Source organism: Thioclava sediminum (genome assembly GCF_002020355.1).
GTDB lineage: Bacteria > Pseudomonadota > Alphaproteobacteria > Rhodobacterales > Rhodobacteraceae > Thioclava > Thioclava sediminum.
On the sequence record NZ_MPZV01000001.1, the window covers coordinates 571,866 to 591,202 of the forward strand.

The 19,337-nt window shown below is 63.7% G+C and carries 19 protein-coding genes; 7 read left to right on the forward strand and 12 right to left on the reverse strand.

Features of this window, described 5'->3' with window-relative positions; translation table 11 throughout:
- Window positions 1-305: 305 nt before the first annotated feature.
- On the forward strand, window positions 306-1,454 hold the full coding sequence (locus BMI91_RS02550) for a mechanosensitive ion channel family protein (protein ID WP_078603860.1): 1,149 nt from the start codon (window positions 306-308) through the stop codon (window positions 1,452-1,454).
- 44 nt (window positions 1,455-1,498) lie between these two features.
- Here the strand turns inward: BMI91_RS02550 and BMI91_RS02555 are convergent, their stop codons facing one another.
- The 8 genes from BMI91_RS02555 to BMI91_RS02590 all read right to left on the reverse strand — a co-directional run bounded on the left by BMI91_RS02555 (window position 1,499) and on the right by BMI91_RS02590 (window position 8,949).
- Window positions 1,499-1,963, reverse strand: a complete 465-nt coding sequence (locus BMI91_RS02555; protein ID WP_146683992.1) for a hypothetical protein — start codon at window positions 1,961-1,963, stop codon at window positions 1,499-1,501.
- Window positions 1,964-2,071: 108 nt separating this feature from the next.
- Window positions 2,072-3,058 (reverse strand): ABC transporter substrate-binding protein, encoded by a 987-nt coding sequence (locus BMI91_RS02560; RefSeq protein WP_078519523.1) that lies wholly within the window; start codon window positions 3,056-3,058, stop codon window positions 2,072-2,074.
- Between the two features lie 71 nt (window positions 3,059-3,129).
- Window positions 3,130-3,978: an ABC transporter permease gene (locus BMI91_RS02565; RefSeq protein WP_078519524.1), complete on the reverse strand. Its 849-nt coding sequence runs from the start codon at window positions 3,976-3,978 to the stop codon at window positions 3,130-3,132.
- Entirely contained in the window at window positions 3,975-4,838 is an 864-nt protein-coding gene (locus BMI91_RS02570; RefSeq protein ID WP_078603862.1) for an ABC transporter permease, read from the reverse strand. Before BMI91_RS02570 ends, BMI91_RS02565 begins: the two co-directional genes overlap by 4 nt.
- 93 nt (window positions 4,839-4,931) lie before the next feature.
- Window positions 4,932-5,720, reverse strand: coding sequence for an ABC transporter ATP-binding protein (locus tag BMI91_RS02575; RefSeq protein ID WP_078603863.1), 789 nt, complete (start codon window positions 5,718-5,720; stop codon window positions 4,932-4,934).
- A complete protein-coding gene (locus tag BMI91_RS02580) occupies window positions 5,717-6,139 on the reverse strand; it encodes a VOC family protein (RefSeq protein WP_078599377.1) in 423 nt (140 codons plus the stop codon). Before BMI91_RS02580 ends, BMI91_RS02575 begins: the two co-directional genes overlap by 4 nt.
- Window positions 6,140-6,145: 6 nt before the next feature.
- On the reverse strand, window positions 6,146-7,597 hold the full coding sequence (gene hydA, locus BMI91_RS02585) for a dihydropyrimidinase (protein ID WP_078539617.1): 1,452 nt from the start codon (window positions 7,595-7,597) through the stop codon (window positions 6,146-6,148).
- A 101-nt stretch (window positions 7,598-7,698) separates the two neighbouring features.
- The gene (locus tag BMI91_RS02590; RefSeq protein ID WP_078603864.1) at window positions 7,699-8,949 is read right to left on the reverse strand and encodes a Zn-dependent hydrolase; all 1,251 of its coding nucleotides are present in this window, start codon (window positions 8,947-8,949) and stop codon (window positions 7,699-7,701) included.
- A 127-nt stretch (window positions 8,950-9,076) separates the two neighbouring features.
- Between BMI91_RS02590 and BMI91_RS02595 the strand changes: the two genes are divergently transcribed.
- Window positions 9,077-9,739 (forward strand): TetR/AcrR family transcriptional regulator, encoded by a 663-nt coding sequence (locus BMI91_RS02595; RefSeq protein ID WP_078546449.1) that lies wholly within the window; start codon window positions 9,077-9,079, stop codon window positions 9,737-9,739.
- 4 nt (window positions 9,740-9,743) lie between these two features.
- Here BMI91_RS02595 and BMI91_RS02600 read toward each other — a convergent pair whose 3' ends face one another.
- Complete coding sequence (locus tag BMI91_RS02600; RefSeq protein ID WP_078603865.1) at window positions 9,744-10,595, reverse strand: hypothetical protein; 852 nt, start codon at window positions 10,593-10,595, stop codon at window positions 9,744-9,746.
- A gap of 173 nt (window positions 10,596-10,768) precedes the next feature.
- On the opposite strand from BMI91_RS02600, the gene BMI91_RS02605 reads away from it, so the two are divergent.
- Window positions 10,769-11,350, forward strand: coding sequence for a VOC family protein (locus BMI91_RS02605; RefSeq protein ID WP_078519532.1), 582 nt, complete (start codon window positions 10,769-10,771; stop codon window positions 11,348-11,350).
- Window positions 11,351-11,590: 240 nt separating this feature from the next.
- On the opposite strand, the gene aptA is transcribed toward BMI91_RS02605, so the two are convergent.
- A complete protein-coding gene (aptA, locus tag BMI91_RS02610) occupies window positions 11,591-12,916 on the reverse strand; it encodes an omega-aminotransferase AptA (protein ID WP_078599381.1) in 1,326 nt (441 codons plus the stop codon).
- Between the two features lie 201 nt (window positions 12,917-13,117).
- Between aptA and BMI91_RS02615 the strand changes: the two genes are divergently transcribed.
- Window positions 13,118-13,768: a TetR family transcriptional regulator C-terminal domain-containing protein gene (locus tag BMI91_RS02615; protein WP_176535974.1), complete on the forward strand. Its 651-nt coding sequence runs from the start codon at window positions 13,118-13,120 to the stop codon at window positions 13,766-13,768.
- A gap of 112 nt (window positions 13,769-13,880) precedes the next feature.
- Window positions 13,881-14,522 carry a hypothetical protein gene (locus tag BMI91_RS02620; RefSeq protein ID WP_078603866.1) on the forward strand — a complete coding sequence of 214 codons (642 nt, stop codon included), beginning with the start codon at window positions 13,881-13,883 and terminating at the stop codon, window positions 14,520-14,522.
- 10 nt (window positions 14,523-14,532) lie between these two features.
- On the opposite strand, the gene preA is transcribed toward BMI91_RS02620, so the two are convergent.
- Together preA and BMI91_RS02630 are read right to left on the reverse strand one after the other, a co-directional pair.
- On the reverse strand, window positions 14,533-15,834 hold the full coding sequence (preA, locus tag BMI91_RS02625) for an NAD-dependent dihydropyrimidine dehydrogenase subunit PreA (protein WP_078519535.1): 1,302 nt from the start codon (window positions 15,832-15,834) through the stop codon (window positions 14,533-14,535).
- A 3-nt stretch (window positions 15,835-15,837) separates the two neighbouring features.
- Complete coding sequence (locus tag BMI91_RS02630) at window positions 15,838-17,181, reverse strand: NAD(P)-dependent oxidoreductase (RefSeq protein WP_078603867.1); 1,344 nt, start codon at window positions 17,179-17,181, stop codon at window positions 15,838-15,840.
- A 294-nt stretch (window positions 17,182-17,475) separates the two neighbouring features.
- Here BMI91_RS02630 and accB point away from each other — a divergent pair, with 294 nt between their 5' ends.
- Both accB and accC read left to right on the forward strand, forming a co-directional pair.
- Window positions 17,476-17,976, forward strand: a complete 501-nt coding sequence (gene accB / locus BMI91_RS02635; protein WP_078540411.1) for an acetyl-CoA carboxylase biotin carboxyl carrier protein — start codon at window positions 17,476-17,478, stop codon at window positions 17,974-17,976.
- A gap of 10 nt (window positions 17,977-17,986) precedes the next feature.
- Window positions 17,987-19,330 carry an acetyl-CoA carboxylase biotin carboxylase subunit gene (gene accC / locus BMI91_RS02640; protein WP_078603868.1) on the forward strand — a complete coding sequence of 448 codons (1,344 nt, stop codon included), beginning with the start codon at window positions 17,987-17,989 and terminating at the stop codon, window positions 19,328-19,330.
- Window positions 19,331-19,337: the final 7 nt, after the last annotated feature.

Consider the following 19,337-nt stretch of genomic DNA (forward strand, 5'->3'; position numbering starts at 1 on the left):
GCCATGCCCGATATGCCCCCGACACCCGGCTCGCATTCCCCGATATCGCGTTCAAGCTGCGTACAGCTTGCAAACGCGACCAGCGCGAATAGCACGCCAAGCTGCGCGACGGCTGACAAAAAGCGGTTTCTCATGGCTCCCTCCAGTTTCGGGCATGGGACAATTTTCCCATATGTCATTCTACATTCCCGACCTGCGCGCTCCATGATCGACGTCAATTCCCGGACCGATTTGACAGCTCCGCCCAATGCGCCATCATCAATGCGGCAGCGCAGCATAGCACGCAGAAATTCGCGGAGACCCGGATGGAGCCCCAGACGATCGAGACCGAACTGGCAAGTGCCATCGATAAGGCGCAGAAATTCCTGCCGGACTGGGCGGTGGCGCTGATCGCCTATGTGATCGCGGCGTTGATCGCGCTGCTGCTGTTTAGGTTGTTGTTCACGGCGCTCAACCGCGCGGTGGCCGATCGCGATCTGTTCTGGCGGTCGCTGGTCGCCCGCGGGGCGCAACCGATGCGGTTGATCCTTCTGATCGCCGCACTCGGCTTTGCGAACGGGCTCGCCCCGACAAGCCCGGCTGCGACCACAGCAATCACCCACATTCTGCTCGTCGCGCTGATCCTCTGCCTCGCCTGGATCGCCTATACCGCGCTTTACATCTGGACGACGATCCACCTGCGGCGCTTCAAGCTCGACGCGGAAGACAACCTGCTGGCGCGCAAACACGTCACCCAGACCCGCATCCTGATGCGTGTGGCCAAAGTGATGATCGTGATCATCGCGGTCGCAGCCGCCCTTATGACATTTCCCGCGGTGCGCCAATATGGCGTGTCGCTTCTGGCGGCGGGCGGGGCCGCCGGCATCGTCGTGGGCCTCGCCCTGCAGCCGGTGCTCAAGAACCTCTTCGCGGGCATCCAGCTTGCCCTGACCCAACCGATCCGCATCGACGACGCACTGATCGTCGAGGGCGAATGGGGCAATGTCGAGGAGATTACATCCACTTATGTAGTGATCCGCATCTGGGACTGGCGGCGGCTGGTTGTGCCCTTGAGCTATTTCATCGAGCAGCCTTTCCAGAACTGGACCCGCGAAAGCGCCGATCTGATCGGCACCGTCATGATCTATCTCGACCACACGGCCGACGTCGCCGCGATCCGCGCGAAGGCCGAAGAGATCACCCGCGCCGATCCGCTCTGGGACGGTAAGGTCTTCGCGTTGCAGGTGACCGATTTTCGCGAGCGGGTGATGGAGGTGCGTATCCTCGCCTCCGCGCGCAACGGTCCGCGCACCTACGATCTGCGCTGCCATATTCGCGAGGAGCTGGTGGCGTGGATTCAGGCCGAAATGCCCCACGCATTGCCCCGCACGCGGGCCGATCTGTCGCCAGCGGAGTCTGCATTCCTCGGCACACCCTCTGGCGAAGCTTCGTCAACTGACGCGCCCTCCCGCTAAGGGCTCGTTGCAGGCACACTCCAACAGGCCGCCGCGGTTCGCCGCTAATCGAAGGCCCCGAAATGCGCCCCGTAATTCACCGCGCGGTTGGAGCACTTATCCATCGCATCCACGAGCCATTGGCGATCGGGCACAGGTCTGCCGATCAGATGGTGCCCGAGCGCATCTTCGCCCTTCGCGATATTGCCCGCAACATCGCCGCTGAATGTCAGCAGGCGCTTCAGCCAGAAATCCTGCGCCTGCCCGATATATCCCCCGCTTCCGCCGCCCGAGAGCACGCGCACGACCGCGAGACAATAGGCCGCCTCGATCGGTTGGGTGGGCGTGTCGAAGAGATAGCTCGGCGGAGCCGCGAACTGGCTTTTCCATGCGAGGTAGAACAGCCCGCCCGCGACGCTGATCACGACGACCGCGTAGAACGCGGTCAGGGCCGGGTGCGTGCGCTGCTGACGCCTGCGAGCCCGTGCGCGGGCGCGCGCACGCTGCGCGGTCATTGATCGATCGGCCATGCGAGTGCCTCCTGCCGCTCAGCAAAGCCGATTCCCCTTAAGAAACCCCGAATATGAAAAAGCCCCCCGGCGCACCGGAGGGCTTCGTGTTTCGCGAGAGCGTCTCTCTTATTCGAGGCCAGCCTTGTCGGTCACATCATGGGTCCAGGCGCCTTCCGGCTTCTTGGTGATGACCGGGTCCGAACCGCCCGACATCAGAACGTCGACCGTGCGCTCGTAATCGGCGGGGTCGAGCGTGCCGTTCGAGCCAGCGGTCAGCTTGGAGACTTCTTTCATCATGCCGACTTGGTGCTCCATCGTCTGCGCACCGGTCTCGTCATTGTCGAGAATGATCTGTGCGGCCTCGTCGGGATGCTCCTCGGCGTATTTCCAGCCTTCCATCGAGGCTTTCACGAACTTCGCCATCTTGTCGACGAAGGCCGGGTCCTTGAGGTTCTCTTCGAGCACGTAAAGACCGTCTTCGAGCGTCGCGACGCCTTCGTCTTCATACTTGAAGGTCACCAGCTGGTCGGGCTGAATGCCCGCTTCGAGCACCTGCAGATACTCGTTATAGGTCATGGTCGAGATACAGGCCGCCTGCTTTTGCAGCAGCGGATCGACGTTGAAGCCCTGCTTGAGCACGGTCACGCCATCGTCGCCGCCTTCGGTCGAGATGCCGAGATGGTTCATCCAGCTCAGGAACGGGTATTCATTGCCGAAGAACCACACGCCCAACGTATGGCCGGGGAAGTCCTCGGGGGTCTTGATGCCGCTTTCCTTGAGGCAGGTCAGCATCATGCCCGACTTCTTGAAGGGCTGGGCGATGTTCACGAGCGGCAGCCCTTTCTCGCGGGCCGCCAGCGCCGCCGGCATCCAGTCGACGATGACATCGGCGCCACCGCCTGCGATCACCTGTTCGGGCCCGATATCGGGGCCGCCCGGCTTGATGGTCACGTCGAGGCCCGCATCCTCGTAGAAGCCTTTGTCGAGCGCGACATAATAGCCCGCGAACTGGGCCTGCGTGACCCATTTCAGCTGCAGCGTCACGTCCTCGTTGGCCCAAGCGGCCCCCGCCATGGTGAGGCTTGCGGCCACCCCTGCGATCAGTTTCTTCATCTTTCACTCCACTGTTGGCCCCGGATCTTTACGCCCGGGATTTTAGGTTTTTCTCAGGCTCTTCCTTGCCCTTACGTCCGGGCCCGTTGCGACGGGTGCCAGAAAGTCACCAGCTTCTCGATCAGGGCGACAAGCCCATAGAAGCCCGAGCCCGCGAGGGCCGCAACGGTAATTTCCGACCACACGAGCGGCAGATCAAGCTGCCCCACCGCGGTCGAGATGCGAAAGCCCATTCCTTTCGTCGGGCTGCCGAAAAATTCGGCAACGATCGCACCGATCAAAGCCAGTGTCGTCGCGATCTTCAACCCATTGAAGAGAAACGGCATCGCCGCTGGCAGGCGCATCTTGAAAAGCCCCTGCCAATAGCTTGCGGAATAGGTCGCCATCAGGTCGCGCTGAAGCGCATTCGTGGCCGCCAGACCCGCCACCATGTTCACGAGAACGGGGAAGAAGACCATGACCACGACGACCGCCGCTTTCGACTGCCAGTCGAAGCCGAACCACATCACGAGGATCGGCGCGATCCCGACGATCGGCAGGGCCGCGACGAAGTTCCCGATCGGCAGCAGTCCGCGTTGCAGGAAGGGCGAGCGGTCGATCAGGATCGCCACCACCACCGCCGCGCCGCAACCGATGATATAGCCCGAAAGCGCGCCTTTCAGGATCGTCTGCACGAAATCCTCGCGCAGCACATCGGTCGAGGCCATCAGGCTCGCCGCGATCTGGCTCGGCGCGGGCAGGATCACCGGGCTGATATTCAGCCCGCGCACCAGACCTTCCCACAGAAGCAGGAGGGTGATGCCGAACAAGGCCGGGATCAGGAAACGCGCCCAACGCTCCGAGCCGTGATGCCGCGCAAGCCAGGTATTGAGGGCCCAGGCCGCCAGCCAGAAGACGATTGCGAAAATAAGCCAGCTCATTGCACCATCCCCATCCGCTTGAGCGTGATTTGTTCGATGATGCCGACCACCACCACGAGGATCGCCGCGAGCGCCGCCGCTGCGAACAGAGCGGACCAGATCTGCACCGTCTGCCCGTAATAGCTGCCCGACAGAAGCCGCGCGCCAAGCCCGCGGGTCGCGCCCGCCGGCAGTTCGGCCACAATGGTACCGACGAGGCTAGCCGCCACCCCCACTTTCAGCGAGGCGAAGAGATACGGCATCGACGACGGCAGCCGCAGCTTCCAGAAGGTCGCGCCCTGGCTCGCATTATAGGTCTTCAGCAGATCGAGCTGCATGTGATCGGGCGCGCGCAGCCCCTTCACCATCCCGACGAGCACGGGGAAGAAGCTCAGGTATGCCGCGATGATCGCCTTGGGCAGCAGCCCGGTGATCCCGAGGCTCGCCAGCACCACGATCACCATCGGTGCGATGGCGAGGATCGGGATCGTCTGGCTCGCGATCGCCCAGGGCATCACGCTCAGGTCCATCGCCCGGCTATGGGTGATCCCCACCGCCAGCAGAATGCCCAGACCGGTGCCCAGCGCGAAGCCCGCAAGCGTCGCAGACAGCGTGATCCAGCCGTGGAAGACAAGGCTGCGCTTGGAGGTGACCTTCTGCCCGGCCACACCTTCCCAAAGCCCGACAGCCACCTGATGCGGCGCGGGCAGGACTGGGCGTTTCTGGGTCAGCGTGTCGGTGACAAGCTCGGAGAACGTGACCTCTTCACCGGCGCGTGCGGCCTGATCGTAGGTCCATTGCGAGTTCATCCAGACGGTGGCTGCGTACCAAAGCAGCAGGATCGCGGCCAGAACCGTCAGAACGGGAGCGATCATTTTCATCAGACCGCCCTCCCCTTCGGCTTGGCCGAACGCGCTTTTGGCGAGGCCCAGAGCGGCGCGCAGGCCCGCCCGGTCCGGGTTTCGGTCATGCGGTCATTCATCATAGGCATGCCCCGCCCGAAGCCCCTCGCGCACCCGATGCGCGATCTGCAGGAATTCCTCGCTGTCGCGGATGTCGAGCGGGCGCGGCCCTTTCGGCAACGTGCTCTCGATAACCTCGTGGATGCGACCCGGCCGGGGCGACATCACCACGATCTTGGTCGACAGATAGACCGCTTCCGGGATCGAGTGGGTCACGAAGCCGATCGTCTTGTTGGTGGCCGACCAGAGCTTGAGAAGCTCTTCGTTGAGCTTGTCGCGCACGATCTCGTCGAGCGCGCCGAAGGGCTCGTCCATCAGCAGGATCTCGGCGTCGAAAGCCAGCGCCCGCGCGATCGAGGCGCGCTGCTGCATGCCGCCTGAAAGCTGCCACGGAAACTTCTTCCCGAAGCCTTCGAGGTCGACCAGCGAGAGCACTTTTTCAACACGCTCTTCCTGCTGCGCCTTGGAATAGCCCATGATTTCCAGCGGAAGTTTCACATTTCCCGCAATCGTGCGCCAAGGGTAAAGACCAGCCGCCTGAAACACATAGCCGTAGCTGCGCGCCTTGCGGGCTTCTTCCGGCGAGATGCCGTTCACGGTCAGCGAGCCGCCCGTGGGCGTCTCCAGTGCCGCGATGCAGCGCAGGAAGGTCGTCTTGCCGCAGCCCGACGGGCCGATGAAGCTCACGAATTCGCCCTTCTCGATATCGAGATCGATATCTTTCAGCGCGTGAACCGAACCGTCCCCCGTCTGGAAAGTCAGATTGAGCCCGCGGGCCTGAATTACCGGTGCTGCCGTCATCCGCGCCTCCACAGGGTTTTATCCGCAATCTCGACGCTGTTGCCCGCCGGGTCGCGCAGGTAGATCGACCGCGCCCCGTTCGGCCAATAGAAGTCGGCCTCAATCTCCACGTTGTTGTCCCTCAAATGTCGTTCCCATTCGTTGAGTTGTTCCGCGTCCGCCGCGAGGCATACATGCCCCGGTCCGACCGCGCCATGCGGTGGAACCGGCAGCGCCGCCTCCGGATCGGGTGGCTGCTGCGTGGCCTGAGCGATGAAGGTCAGGATCACGCTGTCGCCACAGCGGAAAAAGACATGCCGCCCGTCGCGACGGGTTAGCCGCTCGAGCCCCAGCAGCCCGCCGTAGAAGGCTTCGGTCGCGTCGAGATCCTCGACATAGACCGCAGCCTCCAAAACGCCGGAACTGACCGGGGCCGCCATTGCGCTTTATACCCCGGTCGCCGGGATACCGCTGCGTTCGACCGGACGCGGCGCGGTGAGCTCTTTCCAGGTGGACAGAGCCTTGGTCACCGGCATGCCCGGATCGCGGGCGACGAATTCGCCGTGGCCCTCGGGCGTCTGGATCTTGCCATCGGCCCAGGCAACGACACCGCGGCTGAGAGTGTAGCGCGGCAGGCCCTTGACCTCTTTGCCCTCGAACACGTTGTAATCGATGGCAGATTGCTGGGTCTTGGCCGAGATCGTCTTGGTCGCTTCCGGGTCCCAGACCACGAGATCGGCATCCGCACCGACCAGAACCGCGCCCTTCTTCGGATAGACGTTGAGGATCTTCGCGATGTTGGTCGAGGTCACCGCCACAAATTCGTTCATCGTGATCCGGCCGGTCTCGACCCCATAGGTCCAGAGCATCGGCATCCGGTCTTCCAGACCGCCGGTGCCGTTCGGGATCTTGGTGAAATCGCCCACGCCATAGCGCTTCTGTTCGGTCGAGAAGGCGCAGTGATCGGTCGCGACGACCGAGAGAGAGCCCGAGGCGAGACCGGCCCAGAGGCTGTCCTGATGCTGCTTGTTGCGGAAGGGCGGCGACATCACGCGACGTGCGGCGTGGTCCCAATCCTTGTCGAAATACTCGGACTCATCGAGCGTGAGGTGCTGGATCAGCGGCTCGCCCCAGACGCGCTTGCCCTGCATCTTGGCGCGGCGGATCGCTTCGTGGCTTTCCTCGCAGGAGGTGTGCACGACATAAAGCGGCACGCCCGCCATATCGGCGATCATGATCGCGCGGTTGGTAGCCTCGCCCTCGACCTGCGGCGGGCGCGAATAAGCGTGTCCCTCGGGGCCATTATTGCCATCGGCCAGCAGCTTCGCCGACAGCTCCGCGACGACATCGCCATTCTCGGCATGGACCAGCGGGATCGCGCCCAGCTCGGCGCAGCGCTTGAAGCTCGAATAGAGCTCGTCATCGTTCACCATCAGCGCGCCCTTATAGGCCATGAAGTGCTTAAAGGTGTTGATGCCTCGCTCGGTCACTTGCTTCATCTCGTTGAAGACCTGCTCGCTCCACCAGGTGATCGCCATGTGGAAAGAATAGTCGCAATGCGCGCGGGTCGATTTGTTGTCCCAGCGCTTGAGCGCTTCCAGCAGGCCCTCGCCCGGCGCAGGCAGCGCGAAATCGACGACCATCGTGGTGCCGCCGGCCAGCGCGGCACGGGTGCCGGATTCGAAATCGTCGCTGGAATAGGTGCCCATGAAGGGCATCTCCAGGTGGGTATGCGGATCGATCCCGCCCGGCATCACGTAGCAGCCGGTCGCGTCGATCTCTTCATCGCCTTTCAGGTTCGGGCCGATCTCGATGATCTTCCCGCTGTCGATCAGCACATCCGCCTTGTAGGTCAGATCCGCGGTGACGATGGTTCCGTTCTTGATGACTTTGGTCATTGTTTACCTCCCACGAAGGTCTTCCGCCTTCGATTTGGTTCAAATATCCCGGGGGTGAGGCGCTTAGCGCCGAGGGGGCAGCGCCCCCTCCTCCGCCCGTATCAGCTTACGATTTCCGCGGTTTCCAGCACGGCGTGGAACAGCACATCGGCGCCCGCGCCTGCCCAGTCCTTGGAAATATCCTCGGCCTCGTTATGGCTCAGCCCGTCGACGCAGGGGCACATCACCATCGCCGTCGGCGCAACCGCGTTGATCCAGCAGGCATCGTGGCCCGCGCCCGAGATGATGTCGCGATGCGAATAGCCCAGACGCTCGGCGGCGCTGCGCACGGCGCTCACGCAGGTCGGATCGAAGGTGACCGGGTCGAAGCCGCCAGTCTTCTCGAACTCCACCTCAAGGCCCATCTCGTCGCAGATCTTCTTCGCTCCCTCGCGCAGTCGTTTTTCCATATCCTCGATCACGCTCAGATCGGGCGAGCGGAAATCGACGGTGAACACGGCTTTGCCGGGGATCACGTTACGCGAATTCGGGTAGATGTCGATATGGCCAGCCGCGCCCACCGCATGGGGCTTGTGCGACCAGGCGATCTCGTCGACCAGTTCCAGCACGCGCGCCATGCCGAGACCCGCATTCTTGCGCATCGGCATCGGGGTGGAGCCGGTATGCGCATCCTTGCCGGTGATCGTCACCTGGGTCCAGCTGAGGCCCTGCCCGTGGGTGACGACGCCGATATCCTTGCCTTCGGCTTCGAGGATCGGGCCCTGCTCGATATGCAACTCGAACATCGCATGCATCTTGCGCGCACCGACCTCTTCGTCGCCGACCCAGCCGACACGCTTCAGCTCGTCGCCGAACTTCTTGCCTTCCGCATCTTCGCGATCGTAGGCCCAGTCCTGCGTGTGGATACCCGCGAACACACCCGAGGCCAGCATCGCCGGGGCGAAGCGCGTGCCCTCTTCGTTGGTCCAATTGGTCACGACGATCGGGTGCTTGGTCTTGATGCCGAGATCGTTCATCGAGCGCACCGCCTCCAGCGCGCCGAGCACACCGAGGACACCGTCGTATTTGCCGCCCGTGGGCTGCGTGTCGAGGTGGCTGCCCATATAGACCGGCAGCGCATCGGGGTCTTCGCCCGCGCGGGTCGCGAACATGTTGCCCATCGTGTCGACGCCCATCGTCATGCCGGCGTCTTCGCACCATTTCTGGAACAGCGCGCGGCCTTCGGCATCCGCATCGGTGAGGGTCTGGCGATTATTGCCCCCGGCGACGCCGGGACCGATCTTGGCCATCTCCATGAGACTGTCCCAAAGGCGATCGGGATTGATGCGGAGGTTTTCTCCGGGTGCTGACATTTCATAACTCCCTGTCGGCTGCGTGGGGGTTATCCCCTCTTGCGACGAATCTTTTTCTGACCGTATGGTCAGGTTGAGTGGGCCACGGTCTGACCATTCGGTCAACAAAAATCAGGACGTATTTTGAATGAAAGATAATGAGAGCGGCAAGCGCACAAAAAATGGGCAAGCCAGCCGGGGAAGCCGTGCCGAGGCGCGGCGCGCCACCGAGGAATCGATCCTGAAAGCCGCCGAGAGGGTCTTCGCGGAGGCCGGATTCGGCGGTGCCACGATGCAGCTGATCGCGGATGTGGCCGGGCTCCCGAAAGCCAATCTCCATTACTATTTCGAGACGAAAGAGTCGCTCTATCGCCGGGTCGTGGAGCGTATCTTCAACATCTGGCTGGAAGCGGCGGATGTGTTCGACGAGGCCAGCGGACCGGCCGAGGGCATAGGTGCCTATATCGACGCCAAAATGGAGATTTCGCGCAATCACCCGAACGGCTCGAAGGTCTGGGCGTCAGAGGTGATGCATGGCGCGCCGGTGATTCAGGATTATCTGGAGACGACGCTGCGCGACTGGACCGAGGGCCGCGCGGTGATCATCAGGCGCTGGATCGCGGAAGGCAAAATGGCCGAGGTCGACCCGCATCACCTGCTCTACATGCTCTGGGCCACCACCCAGCACTACGCCGATTTCTCGCATCAGATCGAGACGCTGAACGGCGGCGCGCCGCTGAGCGACGCTCAGTGGGAAGAGGCGAAGACCTGCGTGAAAAGCATCGTGCTGCGCGGCATCGGCGTGAGCTGATTGCTCAATTCGCCGCTGGGTCGGCGGTGATATTCGGCGCGCCGACGGGGGCGACATCCGATTTTGCATCCGCCGCCGGGGCTTGCGAAGCCGCCTCCGATGCCTCCGACTCTTCCGGCAGCGTCTCGGTCTCGACCGGGCGCATCGGTGCCCCGGCCACGCCCGCGGGCAGATGCGTGTCGGGCAGTTTCGCGCCCAGAAGCTCCTTTCCGTCCGAGATCGGCTCGACCGGATCGGCCTCCAGGCCCACCGCCTCCGCGCCGGTATCCGAACACACGTAAATCGCACCGCCCACGACCACCGCCGTGGCCGCGAGCGCAGGGGTCGAGGCCCCCGCCAGCACGCCAAGCCCGGCATCGCGCAGCTTCTTTTGCAGGTTTCCGGCCTGATCGGAGACGATCATGCCGCCGATTTTCTTGCCCAGAACCTTGCTCGCCGCATCGCCCACGGCGCTTTCGGCCTCATCGCGCAGATCGCCAGCGGCCTTCGCGGTGCCCTTGATGCGCTCGCAGATGCTCTTCGACGGTTTGCGGCAGAGCCCGTAGGCGTCGCGCTCGCCCCGGTCGTAGCCCAGATAGGTCTTGGCCTCCTTGTCCCATTGCAGACAGAACGGGGCGCGGCTTTCGTCATCCATCTCGGGTGTCAGGGCGCGCAGAGTGACCAGCGCCGGGCAGGTCACCTCCCCTTTCTCGCCAAACAGCTTCTCGCGCAGCGACCGGCTTTCCTTCAGCGCCGCGTTCTCCGCGTCATAGACGTAGGAATAGGTCTTGCCGCGAATGGAGGTCTCGCAGGGCACCAGTTCTGCCATGGCGGGCAGCGGGCAGATCAGGGCAAGGACAAAGGTCAGGCGCAGCATCGCGGGTCTCCAAGCATCATTGTGCAACATAGTCCCCGCCCCCGCCGCCACAAGGTCGCACAATTTGGCGAAACGGTGCTCGGCGGGGTTTCGCGCGGCACTGCACAGATCCTGTTTCTAGACCTGCGCACAGCATGAGTTAACTTGGTCGCAAGAGAGATAGGGAGAAAGACATGCGCAAGATGCAGGTGCAGGGCGTCCATCACATCACGCTGACCGGGGCGGACCGGCAGAGCTCGATCGATTTCTGGGAAGGGCTGCTCGGGATGCCGTTCATCTTCGACCAACCCAATCTGGACAATGCCGATGAGGGGCATCTCTATTTCGACCCGGGCGACGGGCGGCTGATCACCGTTTTCACCAATGAGAGCCGCAAGCCCGTCCATGACCGCACGCCCACCGATCCGGGCTGCGTGCACCACCTCGCCTTCAATGTCTCGATGGCGACGCATCGGCAGGTCGTGGCGCGGCTCGATGCACGTGGGATCGCGCATTCCGGCGTGAAGGATCGCGGCTTCATGGATTCGATCTATTTCAAGGATCCGCTGGGGCTGCTGATCGAACTGGCGACCTACAAGTTCGAGCCGCCGCGCGGATCGTCCCATGCCGAGGTGATGATCGAGGCGCATCGCATCCGGGTCGCGCGCGGCGACAAGGCGATCGGTGAGGAGCATCTGGCCGATGCGATCGAGATGATCGTGGAGCGCTCGCAGCAATCGCTGTCCGAGGATCGCGGGGCGAAGAACCCGTATTGAGGAGGAGCGGCAAGTGCGGCGCCCGACCTCGGGTGGGCGCGTCGCGTCACCTGTGGCCAGGCACTTAATCTCGCAAGCCCGCAAGACAGATATGCCCGCGACGACATCGCCAATTCGCCCTCCCGGGGGGAGGTCGGGCGCGGCCCGGGGCTGGTCGCCCCGCGCCCTCAAGCACCACTCAGCAAAAAACGGCCGCGCAATCCCTGCGCGACCGTCTTGTCATCTCAGCCCGAGGCCCGTTCACTCGACCTCTTCGAGCACCTCTTTGAGCGTACCGACCAGCTCGTCGATCTGCTCTTTCGAGATGATCAGCGGCGGGCTCATCGCGATGATGTCGCCGGTGGTCCGGATCAGGATGCCTTTGTCGTAGGCCTTCAGGAAGGCCGAGAAGGCCCGCTTCGTGGGTTCGCCCGCGATCGGCTCCAGCTCGACCGCACCGATCAGACCCTCGTTGCGGATGTCGATCACGTTGCGCACGCCCTTGAGCGAATGCAGTGCCTCTTCCCAATAGGGGGCAAGCTCGGCGGCCCGCTCGAACAGGCCCTCTTCGCGATAGGTCTCGATCGTCGCGATCCCGGCGGCGGCGGCGATCGGGTTGCCCGAATAGGTGTAGCCGTGGAACAGCTCGATCATGTGCTCGGGGCCGTTCATGAAGGCGTCGTGAACCTCAGCCGTCGCCAGCACTGCGCCCATCGGGATCACCCCGTTGGTGAGGCCCTTCGCGGTGGTCATCATATCCGGCACGACACCGTATTTCTCGGCGGCGAAGGCCGCGCCCGTGCGCCCGAAACCGGTGATCACCTCGTCGAAGATCAGCAGGATGCCGTGCTTCTTGGTGATGTCGCGCAGCTTCTGCAGGTAGCCTTTCGGCGGCAACAGCACGCCGGTCGACCCCGCGACCGGCTCCACGATGACGGCGGCGATGGTCTCGGCGCCATGCAGCGCGATGATGCGCTCGAGGTCGTCGGCCAGATGCGCGCCATGCTCGGGGCAGCCTTTCGACCAGCGGTTCTCCTCGGGCAGATGGGTGTGCGGCAGGTGATCGACGCCCGGCACGAGCGGACCGAAGGTCTTGCGGTTGGTGACGATACCGCCCACCGAAATACCGCCGAAGTTCACGCCATGATAGCCGCGCTCGCGACCGATCAAACGGGTGCGAGCGCCGTCGCCGCGCGCACGGTGATAGCCGATGGCGAGCTTCAGCGCGGTCTCGACCGATTCCGAGCCGGAATTGGTGTAGAAGACATGTGCCATCTCGTCGGGCGCGATGTCGAGGATACGGTTGGCCAGCTCGAACGCGATCGGGTGGCCCATCTGGAAGGCGGGCGCGTAATCAAGCTCGGCGGCCTGTTTCTGGATCGCCTCGGTGATCTTCGGGCGGCAATGGCCCGCGTTGCAGCACCACAGACCGGCCGTGCCGTCGAGCACCTGACGCCCATCCGAGGTGGTGTAATGCATATCCTTCGCGCCCACGAACATGCGCGGGTTCTTCTTGAACTGGCGGTTCGCCGTGAAAGGCATCCAGAAAGCGTTGAGATCGTTGGGGGACTTGCGGTCGAGCGCCATGGAAAAACTCCGGTCGGGCGGCCGGGTCGAGACGCGGCCGGATTGTCTAGTTTGACCGAACGGTCAGACTCACGCTAGCACAGCTTAGGAACCAGTCAAGCGGCCTTCAATGCGCTCTAAAAGCGCACTCTGCTGCCCCGTAGCGATTGATCCCGCAGCAACGCTTCGGTTAACATAAAACACGAACTGGGAGACGAATATTTGGCAGACGACCTCGACCCGCGCGACTTCACCAGCGACGACGACGGCAAGCGCCCGCTGACCCGGATACAAAAGGTCAATCGCGGCAAGATTCTCGAGGCGGCGCTGGACGTGTTCTCCGCGCATGGGTTCCGCGGCGCGACGCTCGACCAGATCGCGGCGGAAGCTGGGTTGAGCAAGCCGAACGTTCTCTATTACTTCCCCTCGAAAGAGGCGATCCACGCGGCGCTGCTGGAAGGCCTTCTCGATATCTGGCTCGCGCCGCTGCGCGCGATTGACCCTGCGGGCGAGCCGCGCGAGGAAATCATGCGCTACATGCGCCGCAAGCTCGAGATGAGCCGCGAGATGCCGCGCGAAAGCCGCCTGTTTGCCAACGAGGTCTTGCAGGGCGCGCCCCGGATGGGCGCGGGATTGTCCACTGATCTCAAGACCTTGGTGGACGAGAAGGCCAAGGTGATCGAGGGCTGGATCGCCGAGGGGCGTCTTGCGCCGGTCGATCCGCATCATCTGATCTTCTCGATCTGGGCGCTCACGCAGCATTACGCCGATTTCGATACGCAGGTGCGTGCGGTGCTCGGCCCGGGCAAGGACCCGATCGAAGGGGCCGCGCCGTTCCTCGATATGCTATTCGCGCGGCTGCTCGCGCCGTGAGCGGTTAAGCCTTCCGTAACTATCCCCGAAGTTTCTGCCTGATCTTAACGGTCCGGTAACGCCCCCGGCGCAGTCTGAGGATGCGTGGGGGCGCAGGAATATGGAGCTCGGGATGGACCGGATTTCGGGGTTGATGCCTCAGGTCGGGTGGTCGCCTCTGTTGACGGTGGCGGCCCCGAAGACAGCGCCTGCCAGCACGGTGGAGGCGGCGGCGAATGCGGCCAATACCAATGGCGGCCTCGGCGCGAATGTAGACACCCAAACGTCGCAGGATCGCGCGCAGCAGGTGCGCGCCCTGGAAGCGCGCGCGGCACGCGGCGCCAGCGCGTTGAAGGAGGAAGGGCAGGATCGGGGCACGAAGGATGCAAGCCAACCGTCCCGTACACTTGGCAGACGCGATGGGGACGCACGTCCCGATCCCGATGCCTTGACCGGCCCGATCCCGACATTCGAGGTCACCCCGCTCGAGGCACAGGCCGCCGCGCTCTGGGCTGCGCCGGACCTCGTGCACACCTCGGACACCCCGGCCCCGGAGCCCGTGCAGCCCACCGACACAATCCAAACTGCCGACACATTGACGAAGGAGCGTTCGGAGGCCAAAGCGCCCGACACCGCCAAGGAGGCGCGCGCCGAGCATGCGCCGCAGGCGGAAGATAAAAACGACGCGCCCTCCGATCATCGGAGCGGCGCGTCGCAGGAGGGATGGTCTCAGGTGGCCCCGCAGATCGCGCCGAACCTCGACGTGACCCGCTAGACCCCTGCCCTTACTCGGCTGCCGTCGCAGCCGAGGGGTTGTTGGGATGACTCGTCCAGTTGGCGTAGTCGCCGACCGTCTCGCCGGTGCGCGGATCCACCTCGCCCTTGTCCATCTTGCGCATCGTGATGCACTCGACCGGGCAGACTTCAACGCAGAGGTTACACGCCACGCATTCCTCGTCCTTGACCGAGTAGACTCGATCTTCGGTCACCGCGATCGCCTGGTGCGAGGTGTCCTCGCAGGCGGCATAGCAGCGACCGCATTTGATGCAATCGTCCTGATTGATCTCGGCCTTGGTGACGTAGTTGAGGTTCAGATACTGCCAATCGGTCACGTTCGGCACCGCGCGACCCACCAGTTCGGAGGTCGAGGTGAAGCCCTTGCGATCCATGTAATCGCTCAGGCCCGAGATCATTTCCTGCACGACCTTGAAGCCATAGGTCATCGCCGCGGTGCAGACCTGCACATTGCCAGCCCCGAGCGCCATGAACTCTGCCGCATCGCGCCAGGTCGTCACACCGCCGATACCCGAGATCGGCAGACCGGCCGTTTCGGGATCGCGGGCGATCTCGGCCACCATGTTCAGCGCGATCGGCTTCACCGCCGGACCGCAATAGCCGCCATGGGTGCCCTTGCCGTCGATCGTCGGCTCCGGCGCGAAATCGTCCAGATCGACCGAGGTGATCGAGTTGATCGTGTTGATCAGCGAAACCGCATCCGCACCGCCGCGCTTGGCGGCCTCCGCCGGGCGGCGGATATCGGTGATGTTGGGCGTGAGTTTCACGATCACCGGCAGGCTGCAATATTGCTTACACCAGCGGGTGACCATCTCGATATATTCAGGCACCTGCCCCACCGCAGAGCCCATGCCGCGCTCGGCCATGCCATGCGGGCAGCCGAAGTTCAGCTCGATCCCGTCGGCACCGGTTTCCTCGACCAGCGGCAGGATCGCCTTCCAGCTCTCCTCGTCACAAGGCACCATCAGCGAGACGATGATCGCGCGGTCCGGGTAGTCCTGCTTGACCGCCTTGATCTCGCGCAGGTTGGTCTGCAGCGGACGGTCGGTGATCAGCTCGATATTGTTGAGGCCGAGCAGACGGCGATCCGCGCCATAGATCGCGCCATACCGCGGGCCATTGACGTTGACGACGGGCGGGCCTTCCGAGCCCAGCGTCTTCCACACGACCCCACCCCAACCGGCTTCAAAAGCGCGGCGGACATTGTATTCCTTGTCCGTCGGCGGCGCGGAGGCGAGCCAGAACGGGTTGGGGGATTTGATACCGATGAATTCAGAAGTCAGATCGGCCATCTCTTAGCCCTCCATCAGGAATTGGTGGATTTCTTCAGCCGCATCGCGCCCCTGCGCGACCGCGGTCACGGTCAGGTCTTCGCCGGCATGGGTGCAATCGCCCCCCGCCCAGACCCGTTCGACCGAGGTGCGGCCAGCGCCGTCGACCTTGATCTTGCCGCCCGCGACTTCGACCTTCGGAGGCATGTCGCCCAGCGTCTGACCGATCGCCTTGAAGACCTGATCGGCGGACAGCTTGAAGGTCGCCTCGGTCATCTCCAGACCGCCCTCGCCTTTCTTCGTGTAGGCGAATTCGACCTGACGCACCGCGCCGTTGCCATGGATGGCGATGGGGGCGGCGTTCTCGATGATGTTCACGCCATGGGTGAGCGCGTGCTCCTGCTCGACCGTGCTGGCGGGCATCTCGGCGCGCGAACGACGGTAGACGAGGGTCACGTTGAGCGCGCCCAGCAGCTTCGACTGCACGGCCGCGTCGACCGCCGTCATACCGCCGCCGATCACGACCACGTCGCGCCCGATCGGCAGCTCGGCCAGATCGGAGGCCTGACGCAGCTCCGCGATGAACTCGGTCGCGGGGCGGATGCCGTCCTTGTCCTCACCCTCGAGGCGCAGTGCGTTCACGCCCGACAGCCCCATCCCGAGGAAGACCGCATCGTAATCGCCCAGCAGCTCGGCCAGATCGCCATCCCCGACGCGGCCCAGCTGCCAGTTCTCGACGATGGTGATGCCGCCGATCTGCATCAGCCAGTCGACTTCCGCCTGCGCGAATCCGCCCGGCGTTTTGTAGCTGGCGATGCCGTATTCGTTGAGCCCGCCCGGCTTCGAGCGCGCATCGTAAACGGTGACCTCGTGGCCCTTCATCGCGAGACGGTGCGCACAGGCGAGACCCGCAGGCCCGGCGCCCACGACCGCCACCGATTTTCCGGTGCGCTCGGCGCGGGTGTAGGGGTGGCTTTGCTTGGCCATCAACGTATCGGTCGCGAAACGCTGCAGCGCGCCAATCTCGACCGGCTCGCCTTCCGAATCCATGCGGACACAGGAGCCTTCACAGAGGTTCTCGGTCGGACAGACGCGGGCGCACATGCCGCCCATGATGTTCTGATCGAAGATCGTCTTCGCCGCGGCTTCCGGCGTTCCGGTCGAGATTTGCCGGATGAAAAGCGGAATGTCGATCGCGGTCGGACATGCCTCCATGCATGGCGCATCATAGCAGAAATAGCAGCGATCGGCCGCGATACGGGCTTCTTGCGTCCCCAGCGGCGGCGCGTGATCGGCGAAATTGGTGCAGTAGCTTTCCGGGTCGAGCCGTGCTGGCGCGATCCCTTCGGTGAGCTGGCTATTGGACACTTGCGGGCTCCCTGTCAGTTTTTCTTGTTCCCTACGCTCGCACAGGATTGAATTTTATCAAGTGGTAAAATATGCCGCAGCGCGGCGGGTCGCCAATTCCCGCCCGATTGCCCGGTAGTTCAGCGCCCTCTACCCCACCCGTGCTCAATTATCGGGCAATCACGAGATCGCGAAACCCTGACACGAGGACGGCCGATGCGGCTTTTCACCGCGCGTTACCTCGCGTATAACCGCCTCCAGCACCAAAGAGCCCCGCAGAATGGGCTCCATTTCAAAGCACCCTTCGAGGACCGCATGACCAAAAATACCCGTGACAACGACGTGGCCTTCATTCAGGCCCTTGCCGAACTGCTCAATTCGAACGAGCTGACGGAAATCGCCGTGACGCGCGATTACGCGCAAGATGACAGCCTGAAAGTGCGGGTGTCGAAACAGACCAACATCGTACAGGCTGCAGCGCCTGCGCCCGCAGCGGCCCCTGCTCCGGCGCCCGCAGCGGCCCCGGCGGCACAATCCGCAGCCTCCGAGCAAGCTGCACCCGTCGAAGACCCCGCCGATCATCCCGGCGCCGTGGCCTCGCCCATGGTGGGCACCGCCTATCTCTCGCCCGAGCCGGGCGCATCGGCCTTCGTGAAGGTCGGCGATCAGGTCAAGGAAGGCCAGACGCTGATGATCGTCGAAGCGATGAAAACCATGAACCACATCCCCGCCCCGAAATCGGGCACCGTGAAGCGCATCCTCGTCGATGACGGTCAGCCGGTCGAATACGGTTCGACCCTGATGATCGTCGAATAAGGGGGCCGGTATGTTCGACAAGATCCTGATCGCCAACCGGGGCGAGATCGCGCTGCGCGTGATCCGTGCCTGCCGCGAGATGGGGATCGCCTCGGTCGCGGTCCATTCGACGGCGGATTCGGACGCGATGCATGTGCGCATGGCTGATGAATCGGTCTGCATCGGCCCGAATTCCTCGACGCAATCCTATCTCTCGGTGCCCGCCATCGTCGCGGCCTGCGAGATCACGGGCGCGCAGGCGATTCACCCGGGCTACGGGTTCCTGTCCGAGAATGCCGCCTTCGTGCAGGTGCTCGAGGATCACGGCATCACCTTCATCGGCCCGTCGGCCGCCCATATCCGCATCATGGGCGACAAGATCACCGCGAAGGAAACCGCGAAGAACCTCGGCATTCCGGTCGTTCCGGGCTCTGCGGGTGGCGTGCCCGATACCGAGGCCGCGAAGCAGATCGCCGGTGACATGGGCTACCCCGTCATCATCAAGGCCACCGCCGGCGGCGGCGGCCGCGGGATGAAGGTCGCGAAATCCGAAGAAGAGCTCGAGGTCGCGTTCCGCACCGCGCGCTCCGAGGCAAAAGCCGCCTTCGGCAATGACGAAGTCTATATCGAGAAATACCTGCAGAAGCCGCGCCATATCGAGGTGCAGGTCTTCGGCGACGGCAAGGGCCGCGGCGTCCATTTGGGCGAGCGCGACTGCTCGCTCCAGCGCCGCCACCAGAAGGTGCTCGAAGAGGCCCCCGGCCCCTCGATCACGCCCGAAGAGCGCGCGCGCATCGGCGGCATCTGCGCCGACGCGATCGGTGAGATGGGCTATTCCGGTGCGGGCACGATCGAGTTCCTCTACGAGGATGGCGAGTTCTATTTCATCGAGATGAACACCCGTCTTCAGGTCGAACATCCGGTGACCGAAGCGATCTTCGGCGTCGATCTTGTGCGTCAGCAGATCAAGGTCGCCGCCGGCGAGCCGATGGAATTCGAGCAGGACAAGCTCTCGATCCGCGGCCACGCGATCGAGGTGCGGATCAATGCCGAGAAACTGCCGAACTTCGCGCCCTGCCCCGGTCGGATCACCCATTACCACGCACCCGGCGGGCTTGGCGTGCGGATGGATAGCGCGCTCTATGACGGCTATTCGATCCCGCCCTATTACGACAGCCTGATCGGCAAGCTGATCGTGCATGGTCGCGACCGCCACGAGGCGTTGCAGCGTCTGCATCGCGCGCTTGGCGAGCTGATCGTGGACGGGGTGGACACCACCGTGCCGCTGTTCAACGCGCTCCTGCAAGAGCCCGACATCCAGAGCGGCAACTACTCGATCCACTGGCTCGAACGGTGGCTCGAAAAGAACCTCTGATCGGTTC

Bases quoted from the DNA above. Each gene is read 5' to 3' on its own strand.
- BMI91_RS02550 (WP_078603860.1), top strand. From the start codon at position 306: ATGGAGCCCCAGACGATCGAGACCGAACTGGCAAGTGCCATCGATAAG.
- BMI91_RS02555 (WP_146683992.1), bottom strand. From the start codon at position 1,963: ATGGCCGATCGATCAATGACCGCGCAGCGTGCGCGCGCCCGCGCACGG.
- BMI91_RS02560 (WP_078519523.1), bottom strand. From the start codon at position 3,058: ATGAAGAAACTGATCGCAGGGGTGGCCGCAAGCCTCACCATGGCGGGG.
- BMI91_RS02565 (WP_078519524.1), bottom strand. From the start codon at position 3,978: ATGAGCTGGCTTATTTTCGCAATCGTCTTCTGGCTGGCGGCCTGGGCC.
- BMI91_RS02570 (WP_078603862.1), bottom strand. From the start codon at position 4,838: ATGAAAATGATCGCTCCCGTTCTGACGGTTCTGGCCGCGATCCTGCTG.
- BMI91_RS02575 (WP_078603863.1), bottom strand. From the start codon at position 5,720: ATGACGGCAGCACCGGTAATTCAGGCCCGCGGGCTCAATCTGACTTTC.
- BMI91_RS02580 (WP_078599377.1), bottom strand. From the start codon at position 6,139: ATGGCGGCCCCGGTCAGTTCCGGCGTTTTGGAGGCTGCGGTCTATGTC.
- hydA (WP_078539617.1), bottom strand. From the start codon at position 7,597: ATGACCAAAGTCATCAAGAACGGAACCATCGTCACCGCGGATCTGACC.
- BMI91_RS02590 (WP_078603864.1), bottom strand. From the start codon at position 8,949: ATGTCAGCACCCGGAGAAAACCTCCGCATCAATCCCGATCGCCTTTGG.
- BMI91_RS02595 (WP_078546449.1), top strand. From the start codon at position 9,077: ATGAAAGATAATGAGAGCGGCAAGCGCACAAAAAATGGGCAAGCCAGC.
- BMI91_RS02600 (WP_078603865.1), bottom strand. From the start codon at position 10,595: ATGCTGCGCCTGACCTTTGTCCTTGCCCTGATCTGCCCGCTGCCCGCC.
- BMI91_RS02605 (WP_078519532.1), top strand. From the start codon at position 10,769: ATGCGCAAGATGCAGGTGCAGGGCGTCCATCACATCACGCTGACCGGG.
- aptA (WP_078599381.1), bottom strand. From the start codon at position 12,916: ATGGCGCTCGACCGCAAGTCCCCCAACGATCTCAACGCTTTCTGGATG.
- BMI91_RS02620 (WP_078603866.1), top strand. From the start codon at position 13,881: ATGGACCGGATTTCGGGGTTGATGCCTCAGGTCGGGTGGTCGCCTCTG.
- preA (WP_078519535.1), bottom strand. From the start codon at position 15,834: ATGGCCGATCTGACTTCTGAATTCATCGGTATCAAATCCCCCAACCCG.
- accB (WP_078540411.1), top strand. From the start codon at position 17,476: ATGACCAAAAATACCCGTGACAACGACGTGGCCTTCATTCAGGCCCTT.
- accC (WP_078603868.1), top strand. From the start codon at position 17,987: ATGTTCGACAAGATCCTGATCGCCAACCGGGGCGAGATCGCGCTGCGC.